Source organism: bacterium (assembly GCA_035527515.1).
Lineage (GTDB): Bacteria > B130-G9 > B130-G9 > B130-G9 > B130-G9 > B130-G9.
In genome coordinates, this window is sequence record DATLAJ010000020.1 from 17860 (window position 1) to 30273 (window position 12414).

Annotated in this window: 10 protein-coding genes; 8 read left to right on the forward strand and 2 right to left on the reverse strand. The window is 56.5% G+C overall.

All coding sequences use genetic code 11. From position 1 onward, the window contains the following. Nucleotides 1-114: 114 nt before the first annotated feature. Nucleotides 115-327 carry a hypothetical protein gene (locus VM163_01205; GenBank protein ID HUT02494.1) on the reverse strand — a complete coding sequence of 71 codons (213 nt, stop codon included), beginning with the start codon at nucleotides 325-327 and terminating at the stop codon, nucleotides 115-117. A gap of 344 nt (nucleotides 328-671) precedes the next feature. On the opposite strand from VM163_01205, the gene VM163_01210 reads away from it, so the two are divergent. The 3 genes from VM163_01210 (at nucleotide 672) to VM163_01220 (ending at nucleotide 4799) form a co-directional block, all read left to right on the forward strand. Then, a complete protein-coding gene (locus VM163_01210; protein HUT02495.1) occupies nucleotides 672-2927 on the forward strand; it encodes a two-component regulator propeller domain-containing protein in 2256 nt (751 codons plus the stop codon). A gap of 190 nt (nucleotides 2928-3117) precedes the next feature. Next, complete coding sequence (locus VM163_01215; GenBank protein ID HUT02496.1) at nucleotides 3118-4122, forward strand: prenyltransferase; 1005 nt, start codon at nucleotides 3118-3120, stop codon at nucleotides 4120-4122. Then, nucleotides 4119-4799 (forward strand): HAD-IB family phosphatase, encoded by a 681-nt coding sequence (locus VM163_01220; protein ID HUT02497.1) that lies wholly within the window; start codon nucleotides 4119-4121, stop codon nucleotides 4797-4799. Before VM163_01215 ends, VM163_01220 begins: the two co-directional genes overlap by 4 nt. 468 nt (nucleotides 4800-5267) lie before the next feature. Here the strand turns inward: VM163_01220 and VM163_01225 are convergent, their stop codons facing one another. After that, on the reverse strand, nucleotides 5268-7763 hold the full coding sequence (locus tag VM163_01225) for a hypothetical protein (GenBank protein HUT02498.1): 2496 nt from the start codon (nucleotides 7761-7763) through the stop codon (nucleotides 5268-5270). Between the two features lie 214 nt (nucleotides 7764-7977). Between VM163_01225 and VM163_01230 the strand changes: the two genes are divergently transcribed. From VM163_01230 to VM163_01250, 5 genes are all read left to right on the forward strand, one after another. Further along, the gene (locus VM163_01230) at nucleotides 7978-8838 is read left to right on the forward strand and encodes a prepilin peptidase (GenBank protein ID HUT02499.1); all 861 of its coding nucleotides are present in this window, start codon (nucleotides 7978-7980) and stop codon (nucleotides 8836-8838) included. Nucleotide 8839: 1 nt separating this feature from the next. After that, on the forward strand, nucleotides 8840-9661 hold the full coding sequence (locus VM163_01235) for a sugar phosphate isomerase/epimerase family protein (GenBank protein HUT02500.1): 822 nt from the start codon (nucleotides 8840-8842) through the stop codon (nucleotides 9659-9661). After that, nucleotides 9662-10960, forward strand: coding sequence for a lipoprotein-releasing ABC transporter permease subunit (locus VM163_01240; protein ID HUT02501.1), 1299 nt, complete (start codon nucleotides 9662-9664; stop codon nucleotides 10958-10960). After that, nucleotides 10953-11633 carry an ABC transporter ATP-binding protein gene (locus tag VM163_01245; protein HUT02502.1) on the forward strand — a complete coding sequence of 227 codons (681 nt, stop codon included), beginning with the start codon at nucleotides 10953-10955 and terminating at the stop codon, nucleotides 11631-11633. The genes VM163_01240 and VM163_01245 overlap by 8 nt, the downstream gene beginning before the upstream one ends. Nucleotides 11634-11807: 174 nt before the next feature. Beyond that, a partial coding sequence (locus tag VM163_01250; GenBank protein HUT02503.1) for a Clp protease N-terminal domain-containing protein occupies nucleotides 11808-12414 on the forward strand: 607 nt, incomplete at its 3' end.

A 12414-nucleotide genomic window follows, 5' to 3' on the forward strand; every position in this document is an offset into this window, starting at 1 on the left:
CAGAAATGATACAGGAAATCGGACAGGTTGTCAAGATCAAGGGGTGCCGTGGTCAGCCGGGCCTGGTGTCCCAAATATGGCTATAGAACGACATCGACCTCGCGTAGGGGCGATTCACGAACCGCCCTTAAGGTGCCCGATCGGATTAGACCAGGGCGATTCGTGAATCGCCCCTACGATGCCCGATTTTGGGACAGCCCCTACAACTGGCCGCTTCAAGCCACCGCACTCCAAATCACTCAACGGGTGCGAATCGTAAAACTCATCGCGCTCCCGACAATCGCCGAGTGCAAACGCAAGACCAGTTGTCCATACAAGTTTAATCACCGTCAATATGATTCTTGGGCACAAGAGAACAGTTGACAATTGTTCGATTTCTTTTTACATTGTTCTTGAAACAAGTGCGGGGCCAGTTCTGTAACTTGTAGGAAGGAGTAAGTGTGATGAACCGCAGAAGCATCTTCTTGCTGTGTATCGTGGTGGCGGCAACGCTCGGCGCTCTCGCCTGGGCCACGCTTCCGCCGAATATCGGGGGGGGGGGCAGGCACGCCTGAACCTCTTCCGCTCGTCAGCTCCCAGGAGACGATAGAGACCAACCCGGTTGCGGACCCTCCGGGTGCGATTTGTGAGGAACGTAAATCTTCGTCTCAGAGATCGACAGGAGGTAAGTCATGAGGAGAGTTTATTCTGTCTTGTTGGTTGTTATCATTTGTGCGGCTGCCGCCCCCTCATTCGCGGACGAATGGCGTAACTACGACTCGCCGGGCTGGCAGGACGTGTGGTGCGCCTCACTTGGTCCGGATGGCTCGATCTGGACGCAGGGCGGGGGTGCGGGCGTGGCCAACCTCGTGCGCTGCCGTTATCTTGGCGGCGAGGTATCCTGGCGTCACTTTGGCCGCTACAACAGCGTCGTAACGCCCGAGTTTGTGAACTGCATATATGCGGACTTCAGCGGCCTTTGGATCGGGACCTATGAGAGTCTATTGCTCTTTTCTGGCTACGATACCAGGACTTACACGTCAGAGAGCAGCCCGCTTACAGATGGTTCCGTGAGAAGCATCTGCGGCGATGGTGAGGGTGGGGTCTGGGTCGCCACGTCCAGGGGCCTGAACCATTTCAACGATGGTATTTGGACGACGTTTACCTCAGCGAGCACGGTCCTTCCCGACACATTGGGCAACTGCGTGATGGACTATGATGCGGCGTCCGGGCTTCTGGCGATCACAGCGGGCACAAGTGAACACCTCGGTCTTTACGTCTATGACGGAGACGAATGGTATTCGTGGTCGTCCGACGATTCGGAGCTGGTTGCCGGGTACCCTGATGACTTGGCATTCGACCACGATGGCCGGCTGTGGATCGCCTTTGACGATAAGGGCATCCAGAGCTTCGATGGGTTCAGCTGGGCGCACTACACCAGCGATAACAGCGGGCTTCCCGGGGGCACCGTTAGCGACATCGCGATCAGCCCGGACGGGGAGATATACGTTGTATGCAAGAGCGTCTGCAAGTTCCTGAACGGTCGCTGGGTCATTCTCCCCATCACAACTCACTCTGCCGATCCGTCGTTTGATGGGCTTCTATTCGACGCCCAAGGCGCTCTCTGGGTCTTCTCTGACGAGGGCCATATCAGGCTGTACCAGGGCGTCAAGACGCTTCACTACCCGACCACGATGGGCCTGATAGCTGGAACGGACTACAATAGGATCGTGTGCTCGCGATTAAGCGACACGGTCTGGTTCGCAGGTTATGGCCTCTGCCGGTTCGATAACGGTAGCTGGGACGCGTGGACCCGCGACAACTCCCCGCTCGAAAACGTCACGATTAAAGACCTGGAAGAGGGGCCAGACGGCTCTATATGGGTTCTCAATGGGTACTCACTCGACCGGTTCGACGGGCAAGATTGGACGAACTTCAGCCGAGGCGTGGCATATTTCAATCCGGATTGCGATGCCCAGGACCTCCTCATCGACGATAACTACACAGTATATGCAGCGACTTTCGACGGCCTGCTTAAGTTCGATTGGTTCTGCTGGACGAAGTTCCCCACGCCAGATGGGAGGGGGCTCGAGGCGCTGGCCCTGGACCGGGCATCCGGGACGCTCTATGCGACTGGGCGGGACAAGTTCTACGCCTTCGCCAACGAGGGGTGGCAGAGCATTGAACTTGAGAGTGGCTTTTATGTGTGCTGCCTCGCGGTGGACCATGACGGCGTGGTCTGGGGCGGCTCCGACAACCAGATGAACTGTGGCGCCTTCTCCTTCGATGGGCAGACCGTTCAGTATTACAGGAGCTCAAACAGCGGCATCCGGGAGGGAAAGGTGATGCAGGTCGCGGTCGATGAGGACAACGTCAAGTGGTTCGCGATTGACAGGGGCAGTCTGCCCGGCGGGGGTATTTGTTCATTCGATGGTGCGGTCTGGACGACGTTCACCTGCCAAAACAGTGGCCTGATTCAGAAATGGGATGACTGGACCCCGGACTTCGTCTCGGTCGCCTGCGACGACAATGGCGACAAGTGGTTCGGCTCGAGCTACTTCGGGGTGAGCAGGCTGAGCAACGTCGGGACGCCTGACCCACTGCCGTCGGTTCAGCTGTTCCTCAACCAGACCGAGTATCAAGTTGGTGATTTCATGGATGTGCTGCTGAGCGAGACGAACCTGGCCCGGTGCTCCTGGGACGTCAACCTGGTCATTGCGGTCATGCTCCCCGATGGCGGGCTCTACTATTTTCCGCAGTGGACGGCCGCGTCCATCGTCTTTATGTTTCAGCAGATACGGCCCGGAACGAACACCGAGCCTGAGGCATTCTTCGGGATAGAGATGGGAGACTGGCTGCCGAAGGGCGAATACACGTGGTTCGCCGGGCTTGCCAACCAGGACGGCATCGTCGGCCAGATAGCAAGCGCACAGTTTGAACTCAAATGATTGCTGACAGTCTAACCGAGCCTAGCGCAGCACGTTTCGGTTAGCGGCGAGCCGGCGCAGCCGCCGAGCTGACTGGCATCCTCTGCCGGCCCCATGGCATAAACGCAACATTACCTACAATGTAGTTCCCCACGGCGATTCGGTCTAGTTGCCTTTACTGCAAATCAGACGCCATGCTACAATCGCCAGCATGAATGATGAGAAGCCCTCCTCAACCTACGTAATCACGCAAGATGCGCCGGGCCAAAACGCTTGGCTTGGGAAACTTTGGCTGTGGTTCAGTCTCTCGAGGCCCAAGTTCCAGCTCGTCGGCCTCTTGCCATACATCCTGGGCTATCTACTGGCGAGTTTTTACGGCTATTCTACTAGCTGGCATGTGATGATTTTGGGCGGTCTGGGTGTCGTGTTGATAATGCTGGTCACGTACTACCTGGGTGAGTACTTCGACTACGAGGGCGACACCATCAACCGTAGTTTTAACGCCTTCTCGGGCGGCACCAGGGTTCTTCAGACGGGTCAGGTCAAGAGGTCTTCTGCGCTCGTCGTTGCGCTGCTGCTGTTAATCCCGATCGCCGCTATCGGGCTAGCCCTGCAATTTGACTACAACTGTGGACCATATACCCTCTTGCTTGGGGCACTCGGCGTAGCGGCGGGGGCATTCTACTCGGCAAAACCCGTTCAATGGGCCTACCACGGACTTGGGGAGGTCCTGATCGGTTTTTCTTACGGCTGGCTCACCGTCAACACCGGCTATTACCTGCAGACTGGCCGTTTCAACCTGGTCGGCACGTTCGTGGCCCTGCCGATCATGACCAGCATCACGGCCGTCGTACTCATCAACGAGTTCCCCGACTACGAGGCGGACAAGGCAGTCCAAAAGCACAATCTGGTGGTCCTGCTCGGTCCTTCGCTCGCCATAGTGCTCTATTACATACTAATTCTATCGACGCTCACATTCTCGTTCTTCACTGCTGTGGTGGCCTTCTCGTTCCCCTATCAGTTTCTGCCACTGATTCTGGTCCCAGTCGTTCTCAAGAATCTGCTTGACGCCCAATCTGGCGGGGCGGCCACGCCCAAGACGCTCGAATCGCTCTGCGCCGGCACGCTGCTTCTTAACATGCTCGTTATCTTTCTGCCGTTGGCCTGCGTAATACTAGAGCTCGCAAGGCAGATTATCTGGCTTGAAGCGTTGTGAAATACAAAGCGGTTGGCTTCGACGTTGATGGCACGCTGGTCAAGAACGTCTGTTACTGTTGGCAGACGTTTCACGAGCGATTCGGCGTCTCGGACAAGGTGCGCAGCATCCTCAAGCGTCGCTATCAGGAGGGCCGAATAACTTACAGGGAGTGGGGCAGCAAAGAGGTAGCCATTTGGCGCGAGCTCGGCGTTACCCGCAAGGACTTCACCAAAGTCATCAACAGCATGCGCCTCACGGACGGCCTGGCTGAAGCTCTGGCCGTCTTAAGGCGCACGGGGCACTACCTGTTCATCCTATCTGGCACTATCAGGATGGTCCTCGAGCAGCTTTTGCCCAACTACGACACGCTCTTCGACCAGGTCGCCGTCTCAGACATACACTTTGATGAAGAGGGAAGGCCGGTCGGCTTCAACCCCGGCCACCCATTGCGGAACGAGCGCGAGAACAAGCTGCAAGAGCTTCGGTCGTTATGCCGAGAGCTTCAGATGGACATCTCCCAGGTGGCTTTCGTTGGGGATAACGACAACGATGCCGAAGTGCTGCGTGCGGCTGGACTTGGGATAGCGTTCTGCCCGCAGAGCACCAGCGCCAGGGCCGCGGCCGACGTGGTGGTTGATTCTCCCGACCTGCGTAACGTTCTTCCCCACATTCTCGGCGCTAAAGGCGCGGCTTGACCGGGGCAGCCAACCGTGTCCATGCGGGTGTAGGACGGGCTTTATAGGCTGTCCATGTTGGTGTCCATCCTGGTCTTCGCTTTTTGGGGAGTCCGGATTCACGCGGCGTGCGCCTTCCTTCGGATCACCGTATTTTAATGCGGTGATATGGACGGCTCTCATTATATTAGCACCCATCTTCAGATGGGTGACCTGAAGCGGCGAAGGCGCCCCCTCCTCCTCCCTCCGAGAATCCTCATCTGGAGAGATATGGAGGAGGATGTTGGGCCGCTCTCAAATGCCCCGAATGAATTCGGGGCTTAGGATCATGGTAGCCTTCTGCATCGCCTCGGCTAAAGCCGGGCGATGAGGAGCATGGTTTCCCCTTTGTGGGCTAGGCAATGAGGTGTAGGGATTCGGCCTTGCGCGCCGGGCGATGAGGAGCATGGTTTCGCCTTTGGGGTGATGGAGTGGCCACCGACCTCAGGCTCACCAGTGCACTCGAAGGTGAACTTCTCCCCTTCCAGCGTCATCCGGGTCGAGCGAGAAGCGGAAGAAGTGAGGCACGGTCTCGCTGTTCGTCTTGACCTTCAGGATCAGGTAGGGGACGGCCTCGCGGTCCATGGTCACGAACTTTTCCACCTCGCCGACGTTCACTATCTCCCCGTAATCGAGGCTGCAAAGCCCCCAGGGGCGAACCGAGTGCCTTCTGACGAAAAACCCGCCGGTGAAGTCCAGTCTTCCGTCCCGGCTACGAGTGAGCTTGAAGTCAACAGGGAGCTTGACGTCTTCATACCACAGCTCGACGCTCTTGACATCTAGCACGTCATTCCTAATCGAGCCGTTGACAGTTACCCAGTGCATCGCGAAGTTCTCGACGAACGAGTAGCCGTAGGAGACCTCGGAGAGGAGGTTCCGGCGGTCCGCAAGAAGCGCATCTTTTGGGATGGGACTTGTCTTGCGCTCGGGTATGAGATACATATCTGTTTCTTCGGACGAATCGGCCTTTATTCCACCTAAGATCGCTTCAATGTATTCCTCGACATTGGGCAGCATCTCGGCCGGAATGTCCTTCTTGTTAACCACGACTATGTGGACGCCATACTCGCGCAAGAACTGAGGCGCCCAAAGGGCGTCTAGAAGAATGCGATCGTTGCAGATATTTATCTGGTGGAGACCTACGCGCTTCAAGACCGTCTTCTCCGACAGTCTCAGCAAGGTGCCAACGACTGGCTCCGTGAAGCGCCTCAAGAGTACCGAGCGAGGGATTTTGCCTATGGCATGTCCTATCAGGCGCTTGTGGTGGACTGTCTGGTCGATCATGTCCCGCATGCCGCTCGTTCCAACGAAGCCCGAGCCGGTAAAAAAACCGGTTGGGAACTCAAGAACGGTGAAATCTCCCTTCAGCTTCGCTATCGTTGCAAATACCTTGGGGACGTGGAGTCTCGCGATTGGCAGCGGCCCCGGCAGAAGATCGACAAAGCAAACAGTGCAGAGTGCGAGGCCAACGGCAGTCCGCGAGAAGGCCTTGTTTAGCCGAGATAGCAGGAAATCCGCGACTAAAGAGGCGGCGACAGCCCCACACATTACCAGCATGATGCCAAACCTCGCCGACACTCGCGCTGCGCCTATCGCTGGGATGCGCTTGAAAAGGGGCCAGATTGGCAACATGAAGAAGGTGTCGTTGCGAGGCATGAAGTAGTTGAACTGGTCAGACCCAAGGCCGGCTGTGAAGACGTCGCCCAGCATCGCTAGGAGAAAGACCGTGCAGCAGGCTAGCCATAGTGATAGCCCCTGCACTTTGCGAACGTAAAGAAGAGAGACGACAAGAAGTGCTATCAGCACCAGACCGGGATACTGGAAGACCTCAATGCTAAGGTTCGTAAACTGCGGGAAGAGTTTCTTGACGAGGTGGCCCCAGAGAAGACTCTGATGATGAGGGACAATCAGGTGCATGGCGTTAAGGGACATGTAGAAGTCGTTCGAGAGTCGTGCCGATAGCTGGCCCTCAAACGGTTTGGATAGCATGGAGACGAGCGCTGGGGAGAAACCAGCGAGAACCACGACGATCGTGGTGGTGATCGGCCGGGCCATTTTCTTAGCAAACAGCGCAAATGCTTTCGGCCGCCTGAATATCAGGAACCACAGGGCAACAAGGGTCCAGCCACATATCGAGAGAGTTCTAGGAGAGAATCGGCCAATGCGGACGGATGGCACCTGGCTGGAAACTAGGCCCCACAAGAGTGCGAGCGCAGAAAGAAGGCCAATGAGGCGCGACAGTCGGGCGGAGTGTCGGAGTGGTCTTCGCTCCCATTCCATTTTTACAGCGAGCACTACGAGTGTAAACAGGAGAAGGAAAACGGCGTAGTAGTATGACGTGTAGAGCTGAGCCAGAAACGCCAACCCAAGCAAAGCGCCTCGCTTGGTGCAGGGGCGTTCGATCATTCTGAATAGGAGGAGGGCGTAAAGGGGTGCCCATTCGGTCGCGGCGAGGTTGAGGTGCCCGAAGAGGACATGGGCGAGGCGATAAGTGCAGAAGGCATAGCTGAGACCTCCGAGGAACGACACGAGTCGGCTTACCTTGAAGTGGCGGATGAGGAGATAAGTAAAAAGCCCGCTTGCGGCGTATGTCCAGATGATAAGTATCGTGTAGCATTGCATCAGGCTGAGCCCGAGCAATTGCAGGGGTGTGGAGAACAAGCCGTAAAGTGGCGTGAACGGGGAGAGCGCAGTTATGAAGCCATCTGGGTAGAACGCGATGTCGCAGAGAAAAGGGTTTGTTCCTAGATCGATGATGGCGTGCTTGAAGTACCACAGGCCCCAAAGAAACTGGTAGAGGTCTGACCCGCCGTGGTAGCCTGGCGCAGCGTGAGAGAAGTTCTGCACGGCCGGGGAGGCGTAGAGAATCGCAAGGGCTAGATAAAGGGCAAATAGAAGCAGGCCCACCAATACTTTACCGACGAAGCTTTCTCTTGGGCTAATCATGGCAAACTTTTATCAGAGAAGGCCTCCGGTTTCAAGATGGCGGGCTGTGATGCGACAGCTGCACGCGATATGGATATTCGCCGGAAACGAAGTGCAATAACAGGAGCGGATCAGTTAATATGCGGCACCAGATAGCTGAAGATGGAGGTCTTTTGGGCAGCGCAACGAGAGGCTTCGTCAGACCAGTATAATCAGCATTGTGAGTGAGCTTGGTGTGGGACATTTAGACCTATTTGTTGCGGCAGAGTTTTTCGTGATCTTTGTGTTCGGCCTTTGCATGGGCAGCTTTCTGAACGTCTGCTCGTTCAGGATAGCTCAGGGCCAATCGATAATCTGGCCAGGCTCTCGCTGCCAGAACTGCAAGACACATCTCCGGGCACTGGACAACATCCCGATACTAAGCTACATCCTGCTTGGCGGGAGGTGTCGGCACTGCAAAGTGAAGCTCTCGCCTCAATATCCGATTGTCGAGGGAGCAGTAGGGATACTGAGTGTTCTCATCGCTTTGAGCCTTTCTGTGGACCTCAGGATATTGAGGCACGGCGCAATTGCTCCGAGGCTGCTCGAGGCAGCAGGATGGTTCTCGCTCTGCTTTTTTGTTATTCTAATCGCCACGATCGATCACCGGACCGGACTGGTGCCGGACGTTGTCAGCCTTCCTGGGATTGGCTGCGGCGTTGTATTTGTTACGCTGTTGTGGAGAGTTGGCGGCCCTCCAAACACACACCGGCTTCTACCCTCGCCCCTTGCCATGACACCGCTTTCGTCGCTTTGGGGCATTATGATTGGCGGGGGGCTTTTCTTTGCGGTGGTTCTGCTGAGCAAGGGCCGTATGATGGGTGGCGGGGATATTAGGATCGGCGCGCTTTTGGGCGCATACATGGGGCTTAGGTTGGCTCTGTTGTCCGTGCTGATAGCGAGCATCGTGGGGACAGCGCTTTTTCTGCCGGGCCTTATCGCTGGCAGGGTCTCGCGCAAGACGGAGATACGTTTCGGCCCGTTGCTATCTTTTGGAGCGATAGTATCATCCTTCTTCGGCAGGAGCCTTATTAACTGGTATTGGGGATTGTTCTGAGATGATGAAAGATTTCGCCGGCAACGGAGCGGCCGACGCGAGCCGCCGCACCAATGTCTTTGTCCACATTCCCTATGCCGACCGGGATAGATACATGCCGCTGGTTCTTCGCGATCGGGTGAACCCTGAGCTTTATTTGAACACAACAGACCTTTTGGAGCTTGACAGGCCCGAGCTCAAGAGGATGAGAGACGATCTATCTCTTGCTGGCCTTTCTTGCACTGTACACGGGCCATACATGGACCTCAGCATCGGTGCTTTCGATCCTGAAATACGCTCGATCAGCGAGAAACGCATACTACAATCGTTGGAGGTCGCCACATACCTGCACGCGAAGACTCTCGTGCTCCACCCGGGATATACGAGCTTCAAGTACGGCGAGGTGGTCGAGGATTGGCTTGGGAATTGCGAAGGTCTTCTCGCGGAGGTCGGCCACGTCGCGGGCAAGAGCGGCATAATGTTCGCGCTTGAGAACACCTTTGAGAGCTCCCCGGATGTGCTCTGCACGCTTGTTGATCGTCTTGACCCGGAGGTCTTCGGGCACTGCTTCGACATCGGACACTTCAACGTGTTTGCCCGGGGAGATCTTTCGAGCTGGCTGAGGCGAGTTAAGGGGCGCCTCGTTGAGCTGCACCTGCACGACAACGACGGTGGGTCCGACCAGCACCTCGCTATCGGGGAGGGCACGGCGGATTTCGGCTCTCTATTCAGCGGTCTCGCAGAGACCCTGGACAGGCTTGTGTTGACGGTCGAGGCGCACGAGGCGTCAGGTGTGCGGCGAAGCCTCTCTGCACTTGAGAAGCTCTTGGCAAGGGTTGAGTAGATGGCAGTTGAGGGGAAACGCAGACCTTTGGCGAGGGCTTTCGAGCTAGCGCTCGCCCTGCGGTACCTGAAAGCGAGTCGCAAACAGGCATTCATATCGATCATCACCGTCATTTCCATCGGTGGCATCGCGGTTGGGGTGGCGGCGCTAATCATTGTTCTAGCCGTGATGACGGGCTTTGAGCAGGACCTTCGGCAGAAGATCTTGGGGATAAGAGCACACGTTCTTGTAACCAGGCAGCCGTTCAGCGACGTTCAGCGCATACTTCTGTCGAAAGAGGTGATGGAGAAGATCAGTTGTGTGGAGGGGGTGACGGGAGTTTCGCCGTTCGTCTTCGGGCAAGTGATGATCCGCTCGCCCAACCGGACGCAAGGCATTGCCGTGCGAGGTGTTGATCCTAGGCTCGAGGCCTCGGTGAGCGACCTTCATAAGAACATGGTGGAGGGCAAGCTCATCTCGTTGACGCGGCGAGATTTTAGACCTGAGGATGAGGAGAACGAGGGCCGGTATGACGGGATCATCGTGGGGCAGGAGATGGCGTCCAATTTGGGCATCTACGTCGGAGACAAGGTCGCCCTGATCTCGCCGTTTGGAAGGGATACACCGGCCGGCCTTGTGCCGAAGCTCAGGTGGATGGTCGTCGCTGGGATATTCAAGTCAGGGATGTATGAGTTTGATTCGAGCCTCGCCTATATCTCTCTGGTTGCGGCGCAGGATTTTTTCGATATGGGGGATGAGATAAATGGCTACGAGGTGAGAACGGACGACATTTTCAGGGCAAGAGCCATTACCCAAGAGATCGCCCAAGTCCTCGGGTCGCCCTACAAGGCGACGGATTGGCAGGATATGAACAAGAATCTGTTTGCTGCCATGAAGCTCGAGAAGATCGCCATGTTCATTATTCTCGCACTGATCGTGTTGGTGGCGGCGTTCAACATCGCCAGCACCCTCATAATGATGGTGATGGAGAAGAACAGGGACATCGGGATACTCAAGTCAATGGGCGCCAGCAACGGGAGCGTGATGGCGATATTCATGATCGAGGGGACGCTCATCGGTGTGGTTGGAACGGCGATCGGCGCGGTCGCCGGCTCCATTATTTGCCATGTGGCCGACAAGTATCACCTGATTAGCCTCAGCGGCGACGTCTATTATCTCAGTTACCTGCCGTTCAGGATGACGTCTCTGGACTTTACTCTTATCTGCGCAGGCTCCATCCTTCTGAGCTTCATCTCCACGATATATCCCTCTCGGCAGGCGGCCCGGCTCGATCCGGTGGAGGCGATTAGATATGAGTGAAGACCTCATCGTTGTAGAGGAGTTGTGCAAGGAGTTCGTCCGGGCCGGCACGGTTACGCAAGTGCTGAGATCTGTTTCGTTCTCGGTAAGAAAGGGGCAGTTCGCCTGCATAGTTGGCTCCTCCGGCGCCGGCAAATCGACGTTGCTCAGCATACTTGGCACACTACTTGGGCCTACCTCTGGCGAGGTGAGGTTTGACGGCCGGGACGTATTTGATGCGTCCAAGTCAGCTCTCTCCCGCTTCAGAAACGAGCGGATTGGTTTCGTCTTTCAATTTCACCATCTCTTGCCTGAGTTCAGCGCGGTCGAGAACGTTTCAGTGCCGCTTCTGATCAGGCGCGTTGCGCCCAGGGCTGCGCAGGTTCAGGCGATGTCGCTTCTCGAGAGGGTAGGGCTTGAGCATCGCATCTCTCACCGCCCCGCGGAGCTCTCCTTCGGCGAGCAGCAGCGCGTGGCCGTGGCGAGAGCTCTCGTGGGCGAGCCAGAGATTGTCCTGGCCGACGAGCCGACCGGCAATCTCGACCACGAGACCGGAGACCGCGTGTTCTCGCTGCTTCTGGACCTGACCGTTAGAAGAGGCAGGACCCTCGTAGTCGTTACCCATAACCAAGAGCTTGCCTCGCACGCCGTTCAGGTGCTCCGGCTTGTGGATGGCGCCTGTGTCTCGGGGTGAGCTTGCATTTATTTGGAGTCTTGGCTATGTTCAAGCATGAATTGAGAGTATCTTTGGATTGGGGCTTTTGGCCTTTTATTCATAGTTACGCTACGCTGAGAACGTTGGCTCAAAGGACAGAGTCGCAAGCCTCGGGCGAAGAGCTGTTTGTGTTAATAGGATGTGTGATGTGTGATGTTTGGTGATAGATATACTGACGGCGCCAGGAAAACGGTTTATTACGCCAAGAAAGAGGCGCTGCGCTGCGGTCATCCCTCCCTGAGAACTGAACACTTGTTGCTGGGCCTTTTGAAGGACCCTGACAACACCGGCTGTGCAGTCCTCAGAGAGTGTGGGATAGACCTCCGAACCGTCCGTGCGAAGCTCTCCCTGAGGATCACTGCTGGAGGTGCATCTGCCGCAAGCGACGAGATACCGTTCAGCGTGAGCGCCAGGCGAGTGCTGAGGTATGCGGCCCAGGAGGCGAAGTCAATGAGCCACCACTATGTAGGGACCGAGCATCTTTTGCTGGGCCTCATACGGGAGCGCAGCGGTCTTGCCTCGGACGTGCTGCACGAGATAGGCGTGAATCTGTTGATGGTCAAGCGCAGGATTCTTGAGACAACCACAATGGAGCACGTTCCGCAGAGCAAGTCTGCCTCGCCTGCTCTTGACGAGATAGGTAGGGACATCACTCGATTGGCCGCGGAGGGGAAGCTCGACCCGGTGATCGGTCGGACGCGGGAGATCGAGCGGGCGATGCAGATATTGTGTCGTCGGACGAAGAATAACCCCGTTTTTA